The following is a 23,363-nucleotide window of genomic DNA, read 5'->3' as shown; positions in this document are numbered from 1 at the left end:
CCACCGACATTCGTCAACCCCGCTGTCACACCGGTGTGCTGAGCCTGTCCTCCCGCTGTGAGCGCGGCGCGGCCGGGGACCCGGCCCCGGGCTCCGCGGGCAGCTGGACCGTGAACACCGTGCGCCCCGGGACCGAGGACACCTCCACCCGGCCGCCGTGCGCGGTGACGACGGCCTGCACGATGGCGAGCCCGAGCCCGGTGGAGCCCGCGTGGCGGGAGCGCGAGGCGTCGCCGCGCGCGAACCGTTCGAAGACGTGCGGCAGCAACGGGGTTGGAATGCCGGGCCCGTCGTCCTGCACCTCCAGCGTCACCGGGGACCGGCCGGCCGCTGCACGCACCCGTACGGTGACGGTCGTGCCGGGCGGGGTGTGGGTACGGGCGTTCGCCAGCAGATTGACCAGCACCTGGTGGAGCCGGGTCGGATCGCCGTGCACGGTCACCGGCTCGTCCGGCAGGTCCAGGCGCCAGTGGTGCCCGCGCTGCCCGGCGGCGCGGGCATCGCTCACCGCGTCGACGACGACCGGGGAGAGATCGGTGCGCTCGCGGCTGAGCGGGCGCCCAGCGTCCAGGCGGGCGAGCAGCAGCAGATCCTCCACCATGCCCGTCATGCGCTCCGCCTCGGACTCGATCCGACCCAGGGCGTGCCGGGTGTCGGGGCCGGTCTCCTCACGGCCGCGGCGGGTCAGTTCGGCGTATCCCCGGATCGAGGCCAGCGGGGTGCGCAGCTCGTGGCTGGCGTCCGCGACGAACTGACGTACCCGCGTCTCGCTCTCCTGCCGTGCCTCCAGCGCCGAACCGACGTGGCCCAGCATCCGGTTGAGCGCCGCGCCCACCTGGCCGACCTCGGTCCGGGGGTCGGCCTCGGCCTCCGGCACCCGTTCCAGGGGCGCCACCTCGCCTCTGTGCAGGGGGAGTTCGGAGACCCGGGTAGCGGTCGCGGCGATCCGGCGCAGCGGCCGCAGCGCGACACCGACCATGGCGACGCCCGCGATTCCGGCCGCGACCAGACCGGCGCCGGTGACACAGACCTCGACGAGGATCAGGGTGGTGAGGGCGGAGCGCACCTCGGCGGCGGGGATGCCGACGAGGATCGTCGTCCCGTGCGGGCCCGCCACGGTCTGCACCCGGTTGGGGCCGAGACCGGGCAGATCGATGTTCCGCGCCCCCTCCCCGGCAGGGATCTCCGCCGCCGCCAGGGCGTTCTCCTGGGCGCCGGTCATCGGCTGCCCGCCGTCCTCGGTCCCCTGCCCCGGCGTGAGGGCGGTCTCCACGACCACCCTCGACCCGGTGACCGAACCGTCCGCCACGACGGCCCCGAAGGCTCCGACGGGCAGCCCGCGCGCGTCGACGAAGGCCAGCGGGTCGTCGCTCTTCGGCGCACCGCCCGGCATCGGTCCCGCGCCGCCACCGGGTGGTTTCCCGGCCCGCATGGCGATGGTCCTCAGCTGGTCGTCGAGCTTGCCGTACATGTAGCTGCGGTAGGCGATGGTGGTGACCGAACCGATGACCGCGGCCACCACCGCGATCAGCGTCACCGCCGAGACGACGAGCCGGGTCCGCAGCGTCCACGGCCCCCGCCGCCGGCCCACGCGCCTGCGCACGGGACTGTGCACCGGGCTACTCACCGGGCTTGATGAGGTACCCCGCCCCGCGCCGGGTGTGGATCATCGGCGACCGTCCCGCGTCGATCTTCTTGCGCAGATACGAGATGTACAGCTCGACGACGTTCGCCTGCCCGCCGAAGTCGTAGTTCCACACCCGGTCGAGGATCTGTGCCTTGCTCAGCACACGCCGCGGATTGCGCATCAGGAAGCGCAGCAGCTCGAACTCGGTCGCGGTGAGGTGGATGGACGTCCCGCCCCGGCTCACCTCGTGGCTGTCCTCGTCGAGGACCAGATCGCCGACGACGAGCGTCGACTCGCTGCGCACGGCCGCCGTACCGGAGCGCCGGATCAGACCGCGCAGCCGCGCCACGACCTCCTCCAGGCTGAACGGCTTGGTGACGTAGTCGTCGCCGCCCGCGGTGAGGCCGGCGATCCGGTCCTCCACCGCGTCGCGCGCGGTCAGGAAGAGCACCGGGACCTCGGACAGCTCCCGCCGCAGTCTGCCGAGTACGGCGAACCCGTCCGTGTCGGGCAGCATCACGTCGAGGATCACCGCATCGGGCCGGAAATCCCGCGCCATCCGGACGGCACCGGCACCGTCCCCGGCGCTGCGCACCTCCCAGCCCTCGTAACGCAGGGCCATGGAGAGCAGCTCGGCGAGCGGAGCCTCGTCGTCCACCACCAGCACACGGACGGGACTGCGGTCCGCCCTCAGCAGTTCGGTACGCCCCAGGGGCGAGGTCGTCGTCATGCCTCAACCCTGTGAGGCGCCTCTGAGAGGGTCCTTTCCCGATTCTGTGAATTCCCTGAGAAAAGGCGGCCCGTCAGGAGCGCCCCTTTCGGGACGGCCTCTTCACGAGTGCCCTTTCACGAGTGCCCCTTCACGAGCGGCCCTCCGCGAGCGGCCCTCCGCAGGCGCCCCTTCGCAAGCGGTCAGTCCGCGGCGAACAACGCGCTCGCGTTCCCGTGACAGACCGCGCGCAGCCAGTCGTCCCCCAGCTCCAGCCGTTCCAGCGCGTGCAGTTGATGCGCGTACGGATACGGGATGTTCGGGAAGTCCGTCCCCAGCAGGATCCGGTCCCCGAGCGCGGCGAGCCGCCCCCGTTCGGCCACCGGGAACGGGGCGTGGTCCTGCGTGAAGTCCGTGAACGCCATCGTCGTGTCGAGCCGCACCTCCCGGTACGTCTCCGCCAGCGCCAGGAACTCCGCGTACTCCGGCATCCCCATGTGCGCCACGACGAGCCTCAGCCGCGGATGCCGCGCGAGCAGCCGGCCGACGGGTTCGGGCCCCGTGTGCTTGCCGGGCGCGGGCCCGGAGCCGCAGTGCGTCACCACCGGGATCCCGGCCTCCGCCAGCAGCCCCCACACCGGGTCCAGCAGCGGGTCGTTGGGGTCGTAGGCGCCGACCTGCACGTGCGACTTGAAGACCCGCGCCCCGGCCTCCACGGCCTCGCGCACGTACCGCTCCACGCCGTCCTCGGGGAAGAAGGTCGCGGTGTGCAGACAGTCCGGCACCCGGCGTGCGAAGTCGGCCGCCCAGCCGTTCAGCCAGGCCGCCATCCCGGCCTTGTGCGGGTAGAGCATCGAGGTGAACCGGAGCACGCCGAACGACCGCAGCAGCGCGAGGCGTTCGTCCTCGTCGTGCCGGTACTCGATCGGCCATTCCATCCCGGTCAGCGGCCCGGCGGAGTCGAAGTACGCCCAGACCTTGCGCATCACCCGCTCGGGCATGAAGTGCGTGTGGACGTCGATGATCCCGGGCAGCCCCAGCCGTTCCCGGAACCGCGCGACGTCATCGGTGTCACCACTCACTTCGCACCCCTTCCACCGTCCTCCCCCGACGATCTCAGAACAGCCCGCCCTGCACTCCACCGCCCCCGAGGTCGGCGACCGGCACATCCACCCCGGCCCCCGGATCGGCGCCCGCCAGCTCCCACCCGGTCATCAGCCGGGTGTCCAGCACCACGGCCCCGTGCGTCACCGTCTCCAGATGCAGATCGGGCCCGGCCGCCGCCACCAGCCGTCCCCCGACCGCACCACCGTCCACCAACTCGGTGACCGCCCACGCCACCTCGACCGCGCCCTCCAGCCCGAAGACCCCGGCGTGATCGACTGCCTCGAACGGCAACCGCTCCAGCGACTCCGGCCACCCCGCCCCCTCCAGCGCCACGGCCCGCCCGTAGAGCTCCGCCACCTCGGCACGCCGCTCCGCCGCCCCCGGCAGCACCGCGCGCACGGCCCGCTTCCCGGCGTACGGAATCCGGTCCGGCACCCCGAGCGCCGACCGCAGCAGCTCCTCGGTCCGCCGCGCCGCCATCAACGGCCCCCGCCCCAGCCAGCTGAACACCACGGCCCCCTGCTCCCGCAGCCGCGCCGCCTCCCGCTCCTCCGCGGTGATCCCGACCTTCACCATGCCCGGCCCGAACCAGGCGAGATACACGCGGTACGTCCGGGGGTCGTCCGCGATCGTGTCGGCGGCCACCGAGTGCGCCCGGTCCAGTCGCGCACACTCCGGGCACCGGGCCCCGGTGCTCCGCCCCGACACCACGGCCCCCACCGGACACGCGTTCCCGCGCGCCCCGACACAGCCCCGCCGCCCCACGGCCCGGAACCCGAGCTCCGTCCCGTAGGCCGGTGCGCTCACCCGTACGACCCCGCCGCGCCGCCACCCCAGCACGGGCAGCCCCCGCGCGTCCGGCCACCGAAGCCCGGTGCACTGCCAGCCCATGCGCGAACTCCCGGATTCCGATTCGGCCGAAGAAAGACCAGGAGGCCCCGGATTCTTCGGGGCCTCCTGCGATTGTGCACCCGGCAGGATTCGAAGCCGCAACCTTGCGGCCCGGGAGCGCTGTCGGCAGACACCCTGCCTTGCTCGGGCTCGTGCGCTGCCGCTGTGATCACCGGTCTGCGCGTGCCGTCGTCGCCGTCAGGACGGCCGCTCTCCCACCATGTCGACCAGCCTCTTCAGTTCTTCAGTTCTTCGGGCCAAGGACGATCAGACGCATGCTGTCCGTGCCGGCGTACGTGACGAACACGCCCGCGCCCCCGGTGATGGCGTTCGGGGTGCTGGTCGCTTCCGGCAGGGGCTTGGCGGCGCCCGTTGCGACGGACACGGAGACCGGAGTCCTCGGCGCGTCCTCGCCGGCCAGACCGTAGGCCACACCGTCGTCGCCGACAGCCGCGAGGCTGATCTTCCTGGCGCCCTCACCGCTGTCGGTGCACCTGCCCTTGCCCGTCCTCAGGTCGAAGACGTTGCCGCCCTTGACCAGGTAGCGGCCGTCGGGGGACAGGGCCGGCGGCACCTCCGCAAAGTTCCCCGGGCTCGGAACATCCACGTCGTACTCGGTCTCCTCGGCCCGGCACGGGGCGGTGGCCCGGACCGCGCCGGTCGCAAGGTCGTGGACGACGGAGATGTCGTCCGACCCCTTGATCCAATTGGCGATCACGTAATTGCCGACGGCACCGACGATGCGGCCGTTCGGCGTCTCCTCCATGCCGAAGCCCACGTTTTCCTCCCTGCGGACGGCCTCGACGCCGGGCGGAGCCACCTCCGTGCTCTGCCAGCCGCCGTCGGCGCCGAAGCCGCTGACGCCCCGGGCACCTTCCTCGCCGTTGGTGCCCACGAGCGCACCCGCCAGCAGCACGGACGTCGCCGTCTTGCCGACCCTCATCCTCAGCCCCTCTGGATTCTCCGAATTCATGGGGCGATGAGGCGAAGTGCCATCTCCCCCCGGCGGATGGTCTTCGAACGATCAAGCAAACGTAGCAGCCGTATGCGGTGCGGACCGATGACTCGGTGAGGCTCCACGCACGACGCCCGCATGCTCACGGACGTCCTGGGCCGCAGCTCGATCCGTGCGACCGCGGGCATCTACGCCTTCGTACGGCTCGACTCCCGACTCCTACCGCTCCGCCTTCGACCGCGGAGGGGACGTGCTGAGGGGTGACGGCAACGATCCGGACGATGACGAATCGAAAGAGGCCCTGTGGATCTCTCCACAGGGCCTCTGACCTGTTGTGCACTCGGCAGGATTCGAACCTGCAACCTTCCGATCCGTAGGATCGGGCGGGCCGTTGGGCAAGGGCTCCGCCTTCCTCCGGGCCGATCGCTGACGGTCGTGATCAACGGTCTCTGCGTGCCGCCGTCGCCGTCAGGGTTGCCGTCGGCTCTGAACGGTGGCGACCTCCGGGTCAGGCCGCCAGGCAGCCCGGCGCACCCGCGCGCACCGGCGCTCAGAACCCTGGGCTCACATAGTGGGCCATGACTCCGGTTCGTCCGTCGCCACCGCTGCTGATGCCACCAACGGCGGCGGAGGGCCCTTGGCGGTGCGCGTAGAGGTCCACTTGGTCCTGGGCGGCGAAGGTGTGCAGGAACGTCTGCCCCGTGGTGGTCTGGAAGCCGAAACCCGAGGCCGATTGAATGCCGGACACTGCTTCGCTGCCTTCAATGATCACGCCATTCTTGTACAGCGCTGTGCGGATCAGCAGTACCGCGCCGTTCGAGGGCAGAGCGAGGTTGCTGTGGGCGTTGTAGGCGATCTCCCATACCCCGGCGTAGGGAATGGTGAGTGTCGGAACCTCTGAGATCTGCTCGTAGATGAGGTCGGCGCGGGTGAGGGGGTGGGTGAAGGCGAGTGGACCAGTCTGGACCCAGGAGCCGCCCTGCTGGGGGGCCGCGGTGTTTGAGGTGGTCATGGCTGTCACGCTAGCCCTGGCAACGGCGGCCTCGGGGCGGAGATACTCACACCTATTGGCCGTAAATTCGCGTTTACGGAAGAACCTACCAATCCCGGCCGGACATGAACTGACGGGGCAGGGCCGAAGACGTGACGCAAACTGCACTCACCTGTGTGAGTGACCGGGAGGCATCGCCTTGACATATGCACCACCGACAAGCGAAGTCGCCCGGAGCTGGTCATCAGGGCCTCCGGACGCCGCCCGCGGCCACCGCAGTAGCAGCCGCCGGCCTGGCTGAGCGGTGACAGGGGTGCTCAACGACGTCTTTGTGCTGTCGTCGCGACGACACCCTGGGGCCCGACAACATCGACCCGGACGAGGGGGTGGGGTTCGAGGAACGACCTGCTGAGCAATCGGCCCGGCGGAGCACGTTGATGTCACCCACTGATGTCAGAAGCCCCTCGGGATGATCCCGAGGGGCTTCTAAGTTATGTGCACTCGGCAGGATTCGAACCTGCAACCTTCTGATCCGTAGTCAGATGCTCTATCCGTTAAGCTACGAGTGCTTGTGCGTTCCGGGCTTTTCTGCCTGGTCGGCGTTGCGGGAACAACATTACATGACCTGCGCCGTAGTGCGAAATCCTTTAGCCACACCACCTCTGACCTGCGAAAACGACGTGTCAGAGCCCATCGCGGGCGATAGGCGGACCGAGCGCCCGAACGGGCCGGACGCCATCGCGGGCGATAGACGGACCGCGCGCCCGAACGGGCCGGACGTCATCCCGGGGCCACATCCGGACCGATCGGGTCCGGATACGGCCGAAGCCCCGTGCCGGTGGCACGGGGCTTCGGTGAAAAAGCGGAGGCGGAGGGATTTGAACCCTCGATGGGCTTTAAGACCCAAACCGCATTAGCAGTGCGGCGCCATAGACCGGACTAGGCGACGCCTCCAGCACACCCCGCGCGAGCGCGAGTGGTGCGTGCAGATGATGACACAGTTGAGTGTCGTGCCACCAATCGCGACCTACGGTACTAGGCAGTCGGGCGCGAGGGCAAAGCACCCGCAGTTGCGCAACGCCGTGGCGTGCGGAGCGTTAGTGATGACGGAGGCGCCGTCCTCCGCCGTTCCTCCGTTCCACCGGCTGTCCCGTCCCTCCCGTCGAAGTGCACGAGCACAGGAGCCCGCATGCTGCGCCGCCTCGCCCTCACCGCCGTCGTGTCCCTTGCCGCACTGTCCGCCGCCGCGCCGGCCGCGACCGCGGCCGCCACCCCTCTGCCGCTTCCTCTGCCGCTGCCGCTGCTGCACGGGGACGACGGCCGCACCCGGCTGACGGTGACGGTCTCGAACACGGGGGACCCCGTGTCCGAGGGAGTCTTCGAGCTGGAGTGCGGGCCCTCGGGCGGCAGCCACCCGGCTGCGCGGCAGGCCTGCGACCGGCTGGACGAGCTGGCGGCCGAGGGCGCGGACCCGTTCGCCCCGGTCCCGAGGGACGCGATGTGCACCCTGCAGTCCGGTGGGCCCGCGACCGCCCGGATCACCGGGAGCTGGCAGGGGAGGGACATCGACACGGCCTTCGACCGGACCAACGGCTGTGCGATCGGGCGCTGGAACGGTCTGCGGCCGGTGCTCCCCGACGTCCGGTGAGCGGGGGTCGCATCCCCTCCCCGGTGATCCCGAACGGCACGTGACGGGCTGGAGTCGTACACCGTATGCACAGAACCTTGGTGAAGGCTCCCCCGCATCCGCCGTCCCACGTCCCTTCCCTGCCTTTAGACTCCTCCCGTGACAGCCCGCGGCCCGAGGGGCAAGATGGGGCCCGCTGTCGGCAAGGTGCGGTAACCAGGGAGGAAGCGTCGTCGTGAGCAGCAGGCCATCCCGAGGCACTGCTCGCCTCGCAGCCATACTCGATGCACTCCCCGACGGGCTGCTGCTCGTCAACTGCAACGGCACGGTCGTCAACGCCAACACCATCGCCCTGGAGATGTTCGAGACGCCGGGCACGGCGCTCGTCGGACGCGGGCTCCTCGACCTGCTCCCGGAGTTCGACTCCAAGCTGATCCCCGGGTCGATGCGCAGGCCCGAATCCGCCGACGACCGCGGCCGTACGAAGCCGACGCGGATGACCGCACGGCGGACCGACGGCAACGAGTACCCGGTCGAGGTCACGAGCGCCAGCCTGGAGGACGGTCAGGCCGCGTACAACGACTTCCAGAACGGCTACGGCGGCAGCTACACGGGGGACGAGCTGCTGATGCTCGTCGTGCGGGACCTGTCGGGCACCGTCGACACGGAGGCCGAACTGGCCCGTTCGCAGCGGCAGACCGAGATGATCCTGCGGGCCGCGGCCGAGGGCGTCGTCGGTACGGACACGGACGGCCGGGTCGTCCTGGTCAACCCCGCCGCCGCGCAGATCCTCGGCTTCCGCGCCAGCGATCTGGGCGGCCAGGAGCTGCATCCGCTGATCCTGCACTCGCGGGCGGAGGGCGAGCCGTTCCCGTACGAGGAGTCGCCGCTCGCCGACACCCTCCGGTCCGGCCGCAAGCACCGGGTGCGCGGTCAGGTCCTGTGGTCCAAGAGCGGTGCGCAGGTGCCCGTCGACCTGACCACCGCGCCGGTCCGGGACGGGGACCAGCTGGTCGGCGCGGTCATGACGTTCACCGACCGCAGGCCCTACGAGGAGCTTCGCGAGCAGCACGGGGCCGAGGTCGCCGGGCTGACCGCGAGCCACGCCGACGAGATCACCGGGCTGACGGAACGGCACGACACGGAGCTGGCCGACCGGGCCGAGCGGTACTCGGCCGAACTGGAGGAACAGGCCGAACGGCTGGCGGCGCTGACGGCCCGGCACACCCAGCTCACCGCCGTGCTCGGCGAGTCGCTGCGCGGGCCGCTGGAGGAGCTGCGCGGCGAACTCTCCACGCTCGCCGCCGACCCGGCCGGCCAGCTGTGGCCGGAGGCCAACCAGATCCTGCACCATCTGGCCGCGGGCTACGCCCGGATGACCACGCTCGTCGACAACGTGCTCGGTTACCAGCGCCTGGACGCCGGTGCGGAGGAACTGGTCAAGACGAACGTGCTGCTCGACTCGGTCGTGACGGCCGGAATCGACGCGGCCGTCGAGCTGATCGGGCCCGGACGTGCCCAGTTCGCGGTGCACGCGCCACCGATCGAGGCCGAGCTGGACGCGCCCCGGCTGGTGACCGCGCTCGCCCATCTGGTCGCGGACGTCGCCGGCGTCGACTCGACCGGCAAGGCCCGCGTGGTGCCGGGCGGTGGCTACGTCGACTCGACGGTCGTCGTCGCGGCGGCGCAGCGCGGTGAGGTCGTACGGATCGAGGTGCGTGGTCCGTTCGCCGGGGGAGACCCGGTGCACGAGCCGATCGTGCGCGGGATCGTCCGGGCGCACGGCGGTGTGCTCCAGACGCACGAGGTGCCGGGGATGAGCGGCAGCGCGTACGTCCTCGAAGTGCCGTTGGGCGCGGGTTCGGGCACGGTGATGCCACCGGCGCCCGAGCCGGAGCCCGCACCCGAGCCGGAACCGACGGCCGGTCAGGGCGCGCCCGGCGGTGGGCGGCGACGCGCGCGGCGGGCGTCCACGGACGCGTTCCTGGAGAGCCCCGTGGGCGGTTCCGGAGCGGCGGCCGGAACCACCGGGGAAGGTGACACCGGAGCGGCCGAGCCGACGGGGCGGCGACGGGCGCGTCGTGAACCCTCGGCACAGGATCCGCAGGAGACACCGGGGACCCAGGGCCCGAACGACATCATTCCCGCCCAGCAGAGCGAGGGGTCGGGGCGCAGGCGGGGGCGGCCGAGTCCGGCCGAGACCGGTGACCGGCGCGCCCTTCCGGCTCAGCTGTCCCAGTCGCCCGGACAGGGGCAGGGACAGCGGTCGGGGGAGGGCGCCGTCGAGCAGCAGGCGCCGGGACAGGCGTTGGCGCTCCCTTCGGCCCCGGTGCCGTCCGAGGGTGCGGTGGTGACCGCGGCGGAGGGCGCGCAGGGAAGTGGTGGCCGTCCGCAGCGCGGGCAGGCCGTACCTCCCCAGGGTGTGCCGGCCGAGGCGCCGTCGCCGGTGCCGGCGGGTGGGCACCGGGCGCGTCAGGGCGGCGAGAACCAGCTGGCCCTGCCGACTTCCGGTTCCCCTTCCGCTCCCGTTTCCCCGCCCGCTCCGACACCCGCTCCTGAGGGCCTCGCGCCGGCCGGTGACGGCCCGGCCCCGGTGCCGCAGCCGGGCGGAAGGCGGGCGCGGCGGGCGCTGGCGGCCGCGCAGGAGCGGTCCGCCCAGGCCGAGCAGGCCGGGCCCCGTACCGCTTTCGCCCTCCCGCCCGCGGAGGCCGACCGGACCCCGTCCACGGTTGCCGACGCGGACGCCTCGCTGCCCGGACGCCACGACGCCGCGGGCATCGCGCCGGACGACGACCACACACCGCCCCAGGCGCACCCCGTACCGACCGGGCGGCGCCGGGCGCGTCATGCCGACGGGTCCCAGCAGCCCGGACAGGCCGTCGGGCAGCCCGTGGAGCAGCAGGCCGTACCGCACTCGCAGCAGCAGCCGCAGCCCGGACAGGCCGACGAACGGCCCGGCGGGCACCCCGGTGAGCAGGGCGTCGATCTGCCCGGCGGCCGGGACGGCGACGGTCCGGACCGGGCCGCGGCCGGCCGGACCACCCACACCACCGGCACCACCGCCGTCACGGGCACCTCCGAGTCCGCCGGAGGCACCGGCGCAGTGGAGAGCCGCGCGCGGAACGACGAGCCCGAACCGGACGCGCGCAGGCAGCCGCTGCCCGCGGAGGTGCCGATGCCCGGGGGTTCGTCGGACTCGACGCAGGGACGCGCGTTCAGCGTCCGGACGCTCGGGCAGGGTGTGCCGTTCGCGCAGCACATCGCCCACCAGCAGAACCAGACGCTCGGCGGCGGCGCCGGGCGGCGCCGCAAGCTCGCCGCCCCGCCGGAGAGCGAGCGCGCCCCACAGGCGGCACTGCCGCAGCCCGCGCCGGGCGCACCCGCCGGCTCCGCCCCGGGGCCGGGGCAGCTGCTCTCCGCTCCGGAGGCCGAAGGGCGCTCGTACGCCATAGGGGCACCCGACGAGGGTGCCGAGGGGCCGGAGCCGCTGGACGGTCCGGGCGGCGCGGTCGAGGTCGCCAACCGTCCCTCGCCGCAGCCGGTCGACGACGAGCTGCCCCCGGAGCCGCTGGACAATCCGCGGCGACTGCTCGTCTGGCCCGCCCCCGACGTCTCCACCCAGCAGGCGCTGAGCGACCGGGGCTACCGGCCGGTGATCGTGCACTCGCGCGAGGAGGTCGACGCCCAGATAGCGGCGTTCCCCGCCGCGCTCTTCGTCGACCCGCTCACCGGTCCCATCACCCGCAAGGCGCTGCAGTCGCTGCGTCAGGCGGCGGTGGCGGCCGAGGTCCCGGTGCTGGTGACGGCCGGTCTGGGGCAGGCGTCGCGGGAGGCCGCGTACGGTGCCGACCCGGCCGTGCTCCTGAAGGCGCTCGCCCCGCGCGACAGCGAACAGCATCCGCCCCGGGTGCTGTTGATCGAGGAGCACGAGGAGATCGCGCTGGCGCTGACGGAGACTCTGGAACGCCGCGGCATGCAGGTGGCCAGGGCGGGCACCGACAACGAGGCGGTGACGCTCGCCACCCGGATGCGGCCCAATCTGGTGGTGATGGACCTGATGCAGGTGCGCCGCCGCCGGGCCGGGATCGTCGACTGGCTGCGCGCCAACGGGCAGTTGAACCGGACGCCGCTGGTCGTCTACACCTCCGCCGACATGAGCGGGTCGGAGCTGCCGAAGCTCAGCTCGGGCGAGTCCGTCCTCTTCCTGGCCGAGCGCTCCACGAGCGACGAGGTGCAGTCGCGCATCGTCGATCTGCTCGCGAAGATCGGCACGAACTGACCGGCGGACGGCCGGAAGTACGACGAGGGCGGTACGGGGAAGCCCCGTACCGCCCTCGTCGCGTCCCGGCCGGGATGGGTCAGAGCCGGGTGACCTCCAGCTCGCCCTCCGCGTACTGCTTGCGGATCACCTTCTTGTCGAACTTGCCGACGCTCGTCTTCGGCACCGCCGGAATGATCGTCCAGCGCTCCGGCAGCTGCCACTTGGCGATGCCCGACTCGGCGAGGAAGCCCTTCAGCGCCTCGTAGTCCGCGGCGGCGCCGTCCTTGAGCACGACGGTCGCGAGCGGGCGCTCGCCCCACTTCTCGTCCGGGACGGCGACGACCGCCGCCTCGGCCACGTCCGGGTGCGCCATGAGGGCGTTCTCCAGCTCGACGCTGGAGATCCATTCGCCGCCGGACTTGATCACGTCCTTGGCCCGGTCGGTGAGGGTGAGGAAGCCGTCCTCGCTGATCACACCCACGTCGCCGGTCTTCAGCCAGCCGTCCTCGCTGAACTTGTCCTCGGGGCGCAGGGCCTCGCCGTCCGCTCCCCCGTAGTAGGCCCCGGCGATCCAGGGACCGCGTACCTCCAGCTCACCGGCCGACTCGTTGTCCCACGGCAGATGCTCGCCGCCGGGGCCGACCAGACGCGCCTCGACACCGGCCGGGAAGCGGCCCTGGGTGACGCGGTAGGGCCACTCCTGCTCCTCGGTGAGCCCGGCGGGCGGGTTGGCCATGGTGCCGAGCGGAGAGGTCTCCGTCATGCCCCAGGCGTGGCAGAGACGGACACCGAGCTTGTCGTACGCCTCCATGAGGGAGGGCGGACAGGCGGCGCCGCCGATGGTGACGCGGGCCATGGACGTGAGGTCGCGCGGGTTGGCGGTGACCTCGGCGAGCAGCCCCTGCCAGATGGTGGGGACGGCGGCGGCGTGGGTCGGCCTCTCGCGCTCGATCATGTCGGCGAGCGGGGCGGGCTGCAAGAACCGGTCGGGCATGAGCATGTTGACGCCGGACATGAACGTGGCGTGCGGCAGCCCCCAGGCGTTCACATGGAACTGGGGGACGACCACCAGCGTGGTGTCCTTGTCGGTCAGGCCCATCGACTCGGACATGTTGACCTGCATGGAGTGCAGGTAGACGGAGCGGTGGGAGTAGACGACGCCCTTGGGGTCACCGGTGGTGCCGGAGGTGTAGCACATGGCGGCGGCCCGGCGTTCGTCCAGCTCGGGCCAGTCGTAGCTGGTCGGGCGGCCGGCGAGCAGCTCCTCGTACTCGTGCACCCGCGCCGCCGCGCCGTCCAGGACGGAACGGTCGCCCGGCCCGGTGACGATCACGTGCTCGATCGACGTCAGATGCGGAAGGACGGGCGCGAGCAGCGGCAGCAGGGAGCCGTTGACGATGACGGCCTTGTCGTCGGCGTGCTCGACGATCCAGATCAGCTGCTCGGCGGGGAGCCTGAGGTTGAGCGTGTGGAGGACCGCGCCCATCGAGGGGATCGCGAGATACGCCTCGACGTGCTCGGCGTTGTTCCACATGAGGGTGCTTATGCGCTGGTCGCCGTCGACACCGAGTTCGTCGCGCAGCGCGTGCGCGAGCTGCGCGGCGCGCCGGCCGATCTCCGCGAAGCTGCGCCGCTGCGGCTCGGGCTCGCCTGTCCAGGTCGTGACCTGCGACTTCCCGTGGATGGTCATCCCGTGTTCGAGGATGCGGGTGACGGTCAGCGGTACGTCCTGCATGGTGCTCAGCACGGCGTCCTCCCGGTGGGCGCTACGCGGCAGTAGGGGTTCCGCTGATTCTGCGCACATACCGGGTGGTATGTCACTAGGTCTCGGGGTACGAATCGGTGTCGTTCGCCGGGGCCGGTCCCGCGCGGGCACCCAGCCCTCCGTCCGGAATCACCGCACCGGAGCCAGCTCCGGATCCTCCCTGAGCTTGCCGAGCGCCCGCGACACCGCGCTCTTCACGGTGCCGACGGACACCCCGAGCACCTCGGCCGTCTGGGCCTCGCTGAGATCCTCGTAGTACCGCAGGACCACCATCGCCCGCTGCCGGTCCGGGAGCTTCAGCACGGCCCGCCACATCGCGTCGTGCAGCGTCTGGTGCTCGGCAGGGTCGGGTGCCGGCGCGGCCTCCTGCTCGGGCAGTTCGTCGCAGGCGAACTCGTCGACCCTGCGCTTGCGCCACTGCGAGGTCCGGGTGTTCAGCAGCGCCCGGCGGACATAGCCGTCGAGCGCGCGGTGGTCCTCGATCCGTTCCCAGGCGACGTACGTCTTGGTGAGCGCGGTCTGCAGCAGGTCCTCGGCATCGCTGGGGTTCGCGGTGAGCGAGCGGGCGGCCCGCAGCAGCACGGGCCCCCGCGCCCGTACGTACGAGGAGAACGACGGATACCGGGCGTGCTGGGCCTGCGAGGCGTACGGGCTGTGTGCGGCGTACGAGCCGTGCTGGACGTGTCCGATGGTGGCAGCTCCCCCGGAGGTGCCCGTGCAGACTGGCGTGGTCATGGCTTCCACGCTAGGAGCGGGGACCGCCGCGTGGATCGGCCCCAGGTCCCGAAACGGCGTCCGCCTCAGGGTGTAGGGGTGGGGCCTGCTCCACCTCCTGTAGGTGGAGTCCTCGTCGTCAGGGCTCAGGGTCGCCCCCCGGGGCCCCGTCGGGCCGGCGTCGCCGCCCGCGCTCGGGCGGCGACCGCGCAGCCGGCCGCCCTCGCTCAGTCGTCCACGCCCAGTATCAGACCCGAGGTGGGTACGCCGGTGCCTGCCGTGACCAGCGTTCTGGCCGCCCCGGACAGCTGGTTCACCGACGTGCCCCGGATCTGCCGGACCCCCTCCGCGATGCCGTTCATCCCGTGCAGGTACGCCTCCCCCAGCTGGCCGCCGTGCGTGTTCAGGGGCAGCGCGCCGGACGCGACGAAGTCGGCGGCCTCCCCCGGCGCGCAGAAGCCGAACTCCTCCAGCTGCATCAGGACGAACGGCGTGAAGTGGTCGTAGAGGATGCCCACATCGATGTCGGCGGGGGAGAGGCCGGAGTTCCGCCAGAGCTGCCGGGCGACCACCCCCATCTCCGGCAGCCCGGTCAGATCGTCCCGGTAGAAGCTGGTCATCTGTTCCTGCGCCCGCCCGGCCCCCTGGGCGGCGGCCACGATCACGGCGGGCGGCTGCGGCAGATCCCGGGCCCGCTCCACGCCGGTGACGACGATCGCCTGCCCGCCGTCGGTCTCCTGACAGCAGTCGAGCAGCCGCAGGGGTTCGACGATCCACCGCGACGCGGCGTGGTCGGCCAGGGTGATCGGCTTCCCGTGGAAATACGCCGCGGGGTTACGGGCGGCATGGCGGCGGCCGGTGACCGCGACATGGCCGAAGGCGTCCGGCGTCAGCCCATGGGTGTGCAGATATCGCTGGGCGGCCATGGCGACCCAGGAGGCCGGCGTGAGCAGCCCGAAGGGGAGGTTCCAGCCGAGCGCCGCGCCCTCCGCCGTGGGCTCCCGCCGCTGCACCCCGGAGCCGAACCTGCGCCCGGAGCGCTCGTTGAACGCCCGGTAGCAGACCACGACGTCGGCCACCCCGGTCGCCACGGCCAGTGCCGCCTGCTGGACGGTGGCGCAGGCCGCGCCGCCTCCGTAATGGACGCGGGAGAAGAACGTCAGCTCACCGATGCCGGCCGCCTGGGCGACAGTGATCTCGGGGCTGGTGTCCATGGTGAACGTGACCAGGCCGTCGACATCGGACGGGGTCAGCCCCGCGTCGTCCAGGGCGGCCCGTACCGCCTCGACGGCCAGTTCGAGTTCGCTGCGCCCGGAGTCCTTGGAGAACTCGGTCGCCCCGATCCCCACGACCGCCGCCCTGCCGCCGAGCGAGTCGGCCCTGCGCAGGCTCATGCCGCCCCCTCCGGAACACCGACGGTCACGGTGCCGGTGACATGCCTGCCGAGACCGTTGGTCCCGACGACCTTCACCTCGGCCGTCCCGTCGCCCCCGAGGGCGGTGACCGTTCCGCTCAGGACCATCGTGTCCCCGGGATAGTTGGGCGCGCCCAGCCTGATGGCGACCCTGCGGAGCACGGCCGACGGGCCGAGACGGTCGGTCACGTACCTGCCGACCAGGCCGTTGGTCGTCAGGATGTTCATGAAGATGTCCGGGGACCCCTTCTCCCGGGCGAGCTCCGCGTCATGGTGCACGTCCTGGTAGTCGCGGGAGGCGATGGCGCCCGCCACGATCAGGGTGCGGGTCACCGCGATCTCCAGCGGTGCCAGCTCCTCACCGACCTTCACTCCGATCCCTCCTTCACCAGCGCCCGGCCGAGTTCCTGAAGCACTTCGCTGCCGCATCCCAGATGGGCGTCGAGCTGACGGCCCCAGAGGAAGTGGCGGTGCACGGGGTGATCGAGGTCCGCGCCCGTTCCGCCGTGCAGATGCTGTCCGGCGTGCACCACCCGCTTCCCCGCCTCCGACGCCCACCAGGCCGCGGTCAGCGCCTGCTGCCCGTACGGCAGTCCCGCGTCGTGGCGCCAGGCGGCCTCGTACGCGGTGACCCGGATCGCCTCGGTGTCCATATGGGCGTCGGCCGCGCGCAGCAGCACCGCCTGCTTGGTGGAGAGCGGGCGCCCGAACTGCTCGCGGGTGTTCGTGTGGGCGACGGCGCGGGCCAGCGATCCGGCGCACACCCCGGCCTGCAGCCCGGCGAACGCGGTCCGGCCCGCCGCCAGCACCGCCTCGTACGCCCCGGCGCCGCCGAGCCGCTCCCCGGACGCCCGGTCCAGCACGAGCCGCGCCGCCGACCACGGAGCCGTGGTCTCCACCGGTTCGGTCGCCACCCCCCGTGAGTCGGTCCGTACGATCCACAGCGCCCGGTCCGCGTCCGCGACGAGGACGAGGTCCGCGTCCCGCAGCCACGGCACGTACGGCACGCTGCCGCTCAGCCGTCCCTCGCCGTCCGTCCGGAGCCCGCCACGCGCCGGGAACGCCCCGGTGGCGACGGCCGTGCCGTCCCGCAGCGGAGGCAGCAACCGCTCCCGCTGCTCGTCCGTGCCGTGCACGGCGACGGCGAGCAGCCCGTGGACACAGCTCGCCGCGAACGGCACCTGCGCCGTCGTCCGGCCCTGTTCCTCCAGCAGAAGTACCAGGCCCAGGAGCCCGATCTCCTCGACGGCGGCGGTCAGTCCGGCCGCGCAGAGTTCCTTCCACAGCTCGGTGTCCGTCCCCGTGCCTGACCGGACCAGGCGCTCGTGCGTCGACAGATCCCCGAAGATCCGTGCCGCCAGCCCCTGGGCCGCCGTCTGCTCCTCGGTGGGTGCGAAGTCCATGTCAGCCCTCGTCTCCCCGGAAGACCGGAAGTTCCAACTCCGGGTCCGTGCGCAGGAATTCCAGCCGCACCGGCATCCCCGTCCGCACCTTGTCGTACGGCACACCGATCACATTGCTGACCATCCGCACGCCCTCGGCCAGCTCTATCAGCGCCACCGCGTACGGCCCGCCGTCCTCATGGGCGCCGAAGGCGGGGAAGGGCGGGTGATGCATCACGACATGGCTGAAGACGGTTCCCTCGCCGCTCGCCTCGACCGTGTCCCATTCCTGGCAGCCGCACGCGTTGCAGCCGGGCAGCCAGGGGAAGCGCAGCGTCGCGCACGCGCCGCACCGCTGGATCAGCAGTCTGTGCTCGGCGACGCCCTGCCAGAACCCGGCGTTGTCCCGGTTGATCACCGGTCTCGGGCGCAGGCTCCGGCCGCCGCGGGGCGCCGAGCGCCTCGCCCCGGCTGGGGCGTACTTGAGGATCCGGAAGCGGTGCGTCCCGGCGGGCTCCCCGGCCGCGCGGACGTCCATGCGCGTCGTCACGAAGTAGCCCGTCCCCAGCTTGGTCGTCTTGCGCTGCGAGACCGACTCGATCACCGCGTCGAACGTGATCCGGTCGCCGGGCCGCAAGGGCCGCAGATACTCCTGCTCGCAGTCTGTCGCCACCACCGAGGTGTATCCGGCGCCGTCGAGCAGGGCGAACAGTTCCTCGTACGCCTGGGAGCGGTCGGTGTGGCCCGACAGTCCGCCCATCGTCCACGCCTGCAGCATCGTCGGCGGAGCGATCGCCTCCGGCCCCTTGTAGGCGGGGTCGGTGTCGCCCATCGCCTCGCACCAGTGCCTGATCATCGGCTCGTTGACCGGATCCTTGCCGACGCCGGCGGTCGCGGCGGCCCGCCCCTCGAACCCCTTGAGCCGCTCGTACAACCGGTCCGGCTCGCCCGGTTCACCCGGCTCCTCCTGCCCGTCCCTCGCACCTGTCACCGTGCGCCCCTCCTCATGCCGAGCCGCATCGTCGCGACGATCTCCCGCTGCACCTCGCTCACTCCGCCCCCAAAGGTGTTGATCTGCGCCGCCCTGTTCATCCGTTCCAGCTCCCCGTCCCCGAAGCAGCCGGGCGAACCGCCCCGGACCGTCCCGGCCTCCCCCACGACTTCCTGGCAGATCCGATAGACCTCGACGGCGCTCTCGGTCCCCGCGAACTTCACTCCGCTCGCCTCGCCGGGTGCCAGCGAACCCGCACCGACCTCCCCCACCAGGCGCCAGTTGAGCAGACGCGTCGCCGCCAGCCGGGCGTACGCCTCGGCCAGCCGGGCCCGCACCCACGGCTCGTCGGCGGGACGCCGGCCCGTCGCCGGGTCGAAGGTGCGCGCGAAGTCGAGTGCCGCCTCGTAGAAGTCCTCGGCCTGCATCCCGATCGCGGCGAGGGCCACCCGTTCATGGTTCAGCTGGTTGGTGATCAACCCCCAGCCGCCGTTCTCCGCACCGACCAGATGGGTGAGGGGCACCCGTATCCCGTCGTAGTAGGTGGACGTCGTGGTCAGCCCGCCCACGGTCTCGATCGGCGTCCAGGCGAACCCCGGGGCGTCCGTCGGGACCAGAATGATCGAGATGCCCCGGTGCTTCGGTGCGTCCGGGTCCGTACGGCAGGCGAGCCAGATCCAGTCCGCGTTCTGCGCGTTGCTGGTGAAGATCTTCTGCCCGTCGATCAGCCAGGAGTCGCCGTCCCGCACCGCCCGGGTACGCAGCGCCGCGAGGTCGGTGCCGGCCTCCGGCTCGCTGTAGCCGATGGCGAAGACGAGGTCGCCGCTGAGGATCCGGGGCAGGAAGTACGCCTTCTGCTCATCGGTCCCGTACTTCATCAGGGTCGGCCCGACGGTGTTGAGGGTGACCATCGAGACGGGTGCCCCCGCCCGGTAGGCCTCGTCGAAGAAGACGAACTGCTCGTCGGGTCCGCGGCCCCGACCGCCGTACTCGACGGGCCAGCCGAGTCCGAGCATCCCGTCGGCGCCGATCCGCCGCAGCAGCCGACGCTGCTCGGCCAGGTCCTCGGATCCGGGCCCGGGCCCCGCGTCCCTCCTGGGCATCACCTTGCCGAAGTACGTGCGGAGTTCGGCGCGCAGCTGTCGCTGACGCTCCGTCTGGGCGAGGTGCACGGCGGCTTCCTCCCGGACACGGGCTCACGGATCAGGGTTTCTGACTGTCCGTCAGATACGGGTACGCTGTCAAGGTCGACGACACCCGGGGCGCGATTTCCGGGGCGGCCGCCGCCAGGCCCCGACCACGGCGTCGGGGCAACACGAAGCGGCCCGCGCGAGGGCGCCGAAGCACCTTCGCGCAGGCCGCTGTCGCCCAGCCGTGACCCGACCCCCCGACCGGCCCACGAACGGCCGGGATCACCAGAGCCTGGTGAAGTTCACCACGACGTTGCCGCTGTGCTGATCGATCACGGTGAACGCCGATCCGTTCACCTGCGCGGAGGTGCTCCTGTTCGACGCTCCGGAACCGACGGCCTGCTGCTGCGATGTGGACGAAATACCGGAGTTGTTGCCACCGACGCCGCTGCCGGCGACCGTCGCGACGGCCGCGTTCGATCCGTCGTTCGCGAACGAGCCGTTGTCGGCCTGGGCCACGCCGCCGAAGAGCGCGACGGCGAGGGGCAGGGCTGCAACAGCGACGAGGGCACGAGCGGTACGGATGCTTGCCATGTCAATTCCTCCAGGAACCGAAAGTACGGCTTGTTCCGGGCCAGTTGGCCGACCGTCCCGGTTGGTCACGACGTCGCGACACCAGAGTTGCCCACCGAATCCCCGGCGAACCACACGGTTGATCCGATTCCCCCGCAAGCATGAGGGAGCGCCGCCAAACCCCCTCGCGCCCCCAAAGCCCCGCCCAACCCCTCCTGCCCCACCCTCACGCCCTCCGACCCGCCCGATCCGCACCGCCCGGGGGGAGAAACGCTCCGGCACCTGCCCCGCCTCCCGTCCGCCCCCCTTCCCATATTCGAACGTTCGTACGAAAATAAAGGCATGGCCATCACCGACCGGCAGACCGCCACCCTGGCCCTCGCCCACGCGCTCTGTGCCGCCGAGCGCGGCCTCCCCGTCATCCCGCTCACCGCCGGCAAGCTCCCCGCCCTGCCCTCCCCGCACCGGAACGAGGACCGGCCGGTCGCCTGCCGGGGCGCCTGCGGCCGACCCGGACACGGGGTCCACGACGCCACCACCGACCCTGCCGCCGTGCGCGCCCTCTTCGCCGCAGCCCCGTGGGCCACCGGCTACGGGATCGCCTGCGGCCGGCCCCCGCACCACCTCATCGGCATCGATCTGGACATCGACACCACCGGCCGCCACGACTCCGCCGCGTCCCTCCAGCAGATGGCCCTGCATCATCTGTTCACCATTCCGCCGACCGTCACGGTCCTCACGCCCAGCGGCGGCCGCCACATCTGGCTGACCGGCCCGCCCGGTGTCCCGGTACCGAACTCCGCGAGCCGTCTCGCCCCCGGCATCGACGTCCGCGGCGCGGGGGGCTACCTGGTGGGCCCCGGCTCGGTCACCGCCCGCGGCACGTACCGGCTCGCCCCGGGCACCGCCGGCCTCCCGCCGGCCCCCTGCCCCCGCGCACTCCTGCGCCTGCTCAGGCCTCCCGCACGCCCTCGCCACCCCACGGCCCTCCCCGACCGGGGCCGGGGGCTGGTCCGGTTCGTCCTCGCGGCACGCGAGGGCCAGCGCAACACCCGGCTCTTCTGGGCAGCCTGCCGCGCCTACGAACACGGCTTCGGCGAAGCCCTCGCGGACGCCCTCGCCCGCGCCGCCGTCCGCACCGGCCTCACCGAACACGAAGCCCGAGCCACCATCGCCTCGGCGGCCCGCCTCACGTCCGGCCAGCCGGACGGCAGGGCCGCGTACTGAGTGGACGGGCCGCCGGAGCGGCGACCGAGACATGGAGCCCCGGCGGTCACGGGCCGCGGCGCGCGTGAGCGGGCCGCCCTGAAGTCGAACGCACGCAAGCAGACCTCCGGCCCGGAGGAGACCGCGCTCACGGACCGGGGCCCACGCCTGGTCCACACCGGTGATCCACGGCGGCACATGGGCGGCTCAGGGCGAGGCGGGCCGCATGACGAAGGGGTGCCCCTGATCCGGGACACCCCTTGTGGTCAGCACATTCTCCGACCTGGCGGTGGGTGTGGGATTTGAACCCACGGTGACATCGCTGCCACGACGGTTTTCAAGACCGTTCCCTTAGGCCGCTCGGGCAACCCACCCCGCTCCCTCGGCCCACGGGCCGAGGTTGACGAGAGGACAGCCTAGCCGGTCAGCTGTCGCCCTTGCGCTCCCCCAGGGTGACTTCGGCGGTCGCCGTCCGGCCGTTGCGCTTGTAGGTCAGCGTCACCTGATCACCGGGCTGGTGGGTCCAGATCTCGCCGATCAGGGTCGGGCCGCTGTCGATCACGGTGTCGTTGAACTTCGTGATGACGTCGCCCGCCCTGAGGCCCGCCCTGGCCGCGGGGCCGTCCTTCGCCACGGCTGCCGTGCCGGCCGCGCCCTGGTCGGAGATGACCGCGCCGCCGGTCTTCTCGTCCATCGTGACCGTCGCGCCGATCACCGGGTAGACCGGCTGACCGGTCTTGATCAGCTGCTGGGCGACGTTCGTCGCCTGGTTGATCGGGATGGCGAAGCCGAGGCCGATGGAGCCCGCCTGGGTCTGGCCGGCACCGCTGCCGGTCGACTGGATGGCCGAGTTGATGCCGATGACCGCGCCGCGCGAATCGAGCAGCGGGCCACCGGAGTTGCCCGGGTTGATCGAGGCGTCGGTCTGCAGGGCGCTCATGTACGAGTTGCTGCCGCCGGAACCGTCGCCGGAGGCGACCGGTCGGTTCTTGGCGCTGATGATGCCCGTGGTCACCGTGTTGGAAAGGCCGAACGGGGCGCCGATCGCGATCGTCGAATCGCCGACCGCGACCTGTTCCGAGTTGCCGAGGGCCAGTGGGGTGAGCCCCGGGGGCGGGTTCTTCAGCTTCAGAACGGCGACGTCGTAGCCCTGCGCCCGGCCGACCACCTCGGCGTCGTACTTCTTGCCGTTGGAGAACGTCGCCGTGAGCTGGCCGTTGTCCGCCGCGGAAGCCACCACGTGGTTGTTGGTGAGGATGTGGCCTTCCTTGTCGTACACGAAGCCGGTGCCCGTACCGCCCTCGCCGTCGCCGGCCTGCGCGTCGATGGTGACCACGCTGGGCAGCGCCTTGGCAGCCACGCCCGCGACCGTGCCGGGGTCGCGCTTCAGGTCATGCGGGTTGGCCGACGCCGCGACCGTGGTCGAGCCGCCGGAGGTGGTGCCGTTCCGGTCGGCCGCCCAGTACCCGAGGGCACCGCCGATACCGCCCGCGATCAGCGCCGCCGCCGCCACCGCGGCCACCAGTCCGCCCATGCCGCGCTTGCGCGGGCCCACCGGGGAGTGCAGCTGGTCCGGTGCGCCCCAGACCGGGCCGCCGCCGCCCGCGCCGTGGTGCGCGTACGCGGGGACGGTGGGAGGGGGCGGGGGCCAGTTGGCCTCGGCGGCCGACCGGACCCCGGGGGGAGGCGTGCCCGGAACGGAAGGCATGGAAGTGGTGGGGGCCGGTTCCCCCGTCGGAGGGATCGGCTGCGCGGCTTCCGTGCCCGGCCCCGGCGAGTACGCCGGGGAGGGTGGGGGTGCGGGTGTGCTCCCAGACGGCCCCCGAGGAGCATCGGCCGGCACTGGAGGTGCGGACGGAACGGACGGAACGGCCTCGGCCGCAGTGCCCTCGTTGCCCTCGTTCTCTGTGCTCACAGCTCTTTACTCCTCGGTTCCACATCATCTTCGGCAAGAGATCCGCTGTGTACGTGTCATGGGACAGCTTTTCCCAAGACACGTCAGGCCACTGTAAGCAGGACC

Annotated in this window: 18 protein-coding genes and 3 tRNA genes; 3 read left to right on the top strand and 18 right to left on the bottom strand. The window is 72.0% G+C overall.

Annotated features, from left to right (window positions below; genetic code table 11):
• Positions 1 to 25: 25 nt before the first annotated feature.
• The 8 genes from ACIQCZ_RS18605 to ACIQCZ_RS18570 all read right to left on the bottom strand — a co-directional run bounded on the left by ACIQCZ_RS18605 (position 26) and on the right by ACIQCZ_RS18570 (position 7,234).
• On the bottom strand, positions 26 to 1,603 hold the full coding sequence (locus ACIQCZ_RS18605; protein ID WP_402283424.1) for an ATP-binding protein: 1,578 nt from the start codon (positions 1,601 to 1,603) through the stop codon (positions 26 to 28).
• Between the two features lie 16 nt (positions 1,604 to 1,619).
• Complete coding sequence (locus ACIQCZ_RS18600; protein WP_351076167.1) at positions 1,620 to 2,357, bottom strand: response regulator transcription factor; 738 nt, start codon at positions 2,355 to 2,357, stop codon at positions 1,620 to 1,622.
• A gap of 182 nt (positions 2,358 to 2,539) precedes the next feature.
• Entirely contained in the window at positions 2,540 to 3,418 is an 879-nt protein-coding gene (locus ACIQCZ_RS18595) for an amidohydrolase family protein (protein ID WP_402283423.1), read from the bottom strand.
• Between the two features lie 34 nt (positions 3,419 to 3,452).
• Positions 3,453 to 4,334 carry a DUF2797 domain-containing protein gene (locus ACIQCZ_RS18590; protein WP_402283421.1) on the bottom strand — a complete coding sequence of 294 codons (882 nt, stop codon included), beginning with the start codon at positions 4,332 to 4,334 and terminating at the stop codon, positions 3,453 to 3,455.
• A gap of 244 nt (positions 4,335 to 4,578) precedes the next feature.
• A complete protein-coding gene (locus ACIQCZ_RS18585; RefSeq protein WP_402283420.1) occupies positions 4,579 to 5,277 on the bottom strand; it encodes a hypothetical protein in 699 nt (232 codons plus the stop codon).
• Positions 5,278 to 5,839: 562 nt separating this feature from the next.
• Positions 5,840 to 6,301: a hypothetical protein gene (locus ACIQCZ_RS18580; protein ID WP_402283419.1), complete on the bottom strand. Its 462-nt coding sequence runs from the start codon at positions 6,299 to 6,301 to the stop codon at positions 5,840 to 5,842.
• A 475-nt stretch (positions 6,302 to 6,776) separates the two neighbouring features.
• Positions 6,777 to 6,849, bottom strand: a tRNA-Arg gene (locus tag ACIQCZ_RS18575).
• A gap of 294 nt (positions 6,850 to 7,143) precedes the next feature.
• Positions 7,144 to 7,234, bottom strand: a tRNA-Ser gene (locus ACIQCZ_RS18570).
• 235 nt (positions 7,235 to 7,469) lie between these two features.
• On the opposite strand from ACIQCZ_RS18570, the gene ACIQCZ_RS18565 reads away from it, so the two are divergent.
• Both ACIQCZ_RS18565 and ACIQCZ_RS18560 read left to right on the top strand, forming a co-directional pair.
• Positions 7,470 to 7,928: an SSI family serine proteinase inhibitor gene (locus tag ACIQCZ_RS18565; RefSeq protein ID WP_402283417.1), complete on the top strand. Its 459-nt coding sequence runs from the start codon at positions 7,470 to 7,472 to the stop codon at positions 7,926 to 7,928.
• 214 nt (positions 7,929 to 8,142) lie between these two features.
• Positions 8,143 to 12,186 carry a PAS domain-containing protein gene (locus tag ACIQCZ_RS18560; protein WP_402283415.1) on the top strand — a complete coding sequence of 1,348 codons (4,044 nt, stop codon included), beginning with the start codon at positions 8,143 to 8,145 and terminating at the stop codon, positions 12,184 to 12,186.
• A gap of 79 nt (positions 12,187 to 12,265) precedes the next feature.
• Here ACIQCZ_RS18560 and ACIQCZ_RS18555 read toward each other — a convergent pair whose 3' ends face one another.
• The 8 genes from ACIQCZ_RS18555 to ACIQCZ_RS18520 all read right to left on the bottom strand — a co-directional run bounded on the left by ACIQCZ_RS18555 (position 12,266) and on the right by ACIQCZ_RS18520 (position 20,158).
• Complete coding sequence (locus ACIQCZ_RS18555; RefSeq protein WP_402283413.1) at positions 12,266 to 13,915, bottom strand: long-chain fatty acid--CoA ligase; 1,650 nt, start codon at positions 13,913 to 13,915, stop codon at positions 12,266 to 12,268.
• A gap of 147 nt (positions 13,916 to 14,062) precedes the next feature.
• Positions 14,063 to 14,668, bottom strand: coding sequence for a SigE family RNA polymerase sigma factor (locus ACIQCZ_RS18550; RefSeq protein WP_402283412.1), 606 nt, complete (start codon positions 14,666 to 14,668; stop codon positions 14,063 to 14,065).
• A 206-nt stretch (positions 14,669 to 14,874) separates the two neighbouring features.
• Entirely contained in the window at positions 14,875 to 16,041 is a 1,167-nt protein-coding gene (locus tag ACIQCZ_RS18545) for a lipid-transfer protein (protein WP_391741200.1), read from the bottom strand.
• Positions 16,038 to 16,433, bottom strand: a complete 396-nt coding sequence (locus tag ACIQCZ_RS18540) for a MaoC family dehydratase (protein WP_402283410.1) — start codon at positions 16,431 to 16,433, stop codon at positions 16,038 to 16,040. The genes ACIQCZ_RS18545 and ACIQCZ_RS18540 overlap by 4 nt, the downstream gene beginning before the upstream one ends.
• Positions 16,430 to 17,464 carry an acyl-CoA dehydrogenase family protein gene (locus ACIQCZ_RS18535; protein ID WP_402283408.1) on the bottom strand — a complete coding sequence of 345 codons (1,035 nt, stop codon included), beginning with the start codon at positions 17,462 to 17,464 and terminating at the stop codon, positions 16,430 to 16,432. Before ACIQCZ_RS18535 ends, ACIQCZ_RS18540 begins: the two co-directional genes overlap by 4 nt.
• A gap of 1 nt (position 17,465) precedes the next feature.
• A complete protein-coding gene (locus ACIQCZ_RS18530; RefSeq protein ID WP_402283407.1) occupies positions 17,466 to 18,434 on the bottom strand; it encodes a bifunctional MaoC family dehydratase N-terminal/OB-fold nucleic acid binding domain-containing protein in 969 nt (322 codons plus the stop codon).
• Positions 18,431 to 19,606 (bottom strand): acyl-CoA dehydrogenase family protein, encoded by a 1,176-nt coding sequence (locus ACIQCZ_RS18525; protein ID WP_402283405.1) that lies wholly within the window; start codon positions 19,604 to 19,606, stop codon positions 18,431 to 18,433. The genes ACIQCZ_RS18530 and ACIQCZ_RS18525 overlap by 4 nt, the downstream gene beginning before the upstream one ends.
• Before the next feature lie 240 nt (positions 19,607 to 19,846).
• Positions 19,847 to 20,158, bottom strand: a complete 312-nt coding sequence (locus ACIQCZ_RS18520) for a hypothetical protein (protein WP_402283404.1) — start codon at positions 20,156 to 20,158, stop codon at positions 19,847 to 19,849.
• A 321-nt stretch (positions 20,159 to 20,479) separates the two neighbouring features.
• Here ACIQCZ_RS18520 and ACIQCZ_RS18515 point away from each other — a divergent pair, with 321 nt between their 5' ends.
• Positions 20,480 to 21,364 carry a bifunctional DNA primase/polymerase gene (locus ACIQCZ_RS18515; RefSeq protein ID WP_402283403.1) on the top strand — a complete coding sequence of 295 codons (885 nt, stop codon included), beginning with the start codon at positions 20,480 to 20,482 and terminating at the stop codon, positions 21,362 to 21,364.
• A 263-nt stretch (positions 21,365 to 21,627) separates the two neighbouring features.
• Here ACIQCZ_RS18515 and ACIQCZ_RS18510 read toward each other — a convergent pair.
• Positions 21,628 to 21,717: transfer RNA gene (locus ACIQCZ_RS18510), tRNA-Ser, on the bottom strand.
• A 50-nt stretch (positions 21,718 to 21,767) separates the two neighbouring features.
• Positions 21,768 to 23,258: a S1C family serine protease gene (locus ACIQCZ_RS18505; RefSeq protein WP_402283401.1), complete on the bottom strand. Its 1,491-nt coding sequence runs from the start codon at positions 23,256 to 23,258 to the stop codon at positions 21,768 to 21,770.
• Positions 23,259 to 23,363 lie beyond the last annotated feature (105 nt).

Origin of the sequence: Streptomyces sp. NPDC093149 (assembly GCF_044754145.1) — a bacterium.
Taxonomy (GTDB): Bacteria; Actinomycetota; Actinomycetes; order Streptomycetales; family Streptomycetaceae; genus Streptomyces.
The sequence above is the reverse complement of the archived record's forward strand: the minus strand, read 5'-3'. Positions and strand labels throughout refer to the sequence as shown.

What these genes read in the sequence shown, in the direction of transcription:
- ACIQCZ_RS18535 (WP_402283408.1), bottom strand. Translation starts at nt 17,464, where the DNA reads ATGGACTTCGCACCCACCGAGGAGCAGACGGCGGCCCAGGGGCTGGCG.
- ACIQCZ_RS18545 (WP_391741200.1), bottom strand. Translation starts at nt 16,041, where the DNA reads ATGAGCCTGCGCAGGGCCGACTCGCTCGGCGGCAGGGCGGCGGTCGTG.
- ACIQCZ_RS18580 (WP_402283419.1), bottom strand. Translation starts at nt 6,301, where the DNA reads ATGACCACCTCAAACACCGCGGCCCCCCAGCAGGGCGGCTCCTGGGTC.
- ACIQCZ_RS18515 (WP_402283403.1), top strand. Translation starts at nt 20,480, where the DNA reads ATGGCCATCACCGACCGGCAGACCGCCACCCTGGCCCTCGCCCACGCG.
- ACIQCZ_RS18585 (WP_402283420.1), bottom strand. Translation starts at nt 5,277, where the DNA reads ATGAGGGTCGGCAAGACGGCGACGTCCGTGCTGCTGGCGGGTGCGCTC.
- ACIQCZ_RS18590 (WP_402283421.1), bottom strand. Translation starts at nt 4,334, where the DNA reads ATGGGCTGGCAGTGCACCGGGCTTCGGTGGCCGGACGCGCGGGGGCTG.
- ACIQCZ_RS18550 (WP_402283412.1), bottom strand. Translation starts at nt 14,668, where the DNA reads ATGACCACGCCAGTCTGCACGGGCACCTCCGGGGGAGCTGCCACCATC.
- ACIQCZ_RS18565 (WP_402283417.1), top strand. Translation starts at nt 7,470, where the DNA reads ATGCTGCGCCGCCTCGCCCTCACCGCCGTCGTGTCCCTTGCCGCACTG.
- ACIQCZ_RS18600 (WP_351076167.1), bottom strand. Translation starts at nt 2,357, where the DNA reads ATGACGACGACCTCGCCCCTGGGGCGTACCGAACTGCTGAGGGCGGAC.
- ACIQCZ_RS18520 (WP_402283404.1), bottom strand. Translation starts at nt 20,158, where the DNA reads ATGGCAAGCATCCGTACCGCTCGTGCCCTCGTCGCTGTTGCAGCCCTG.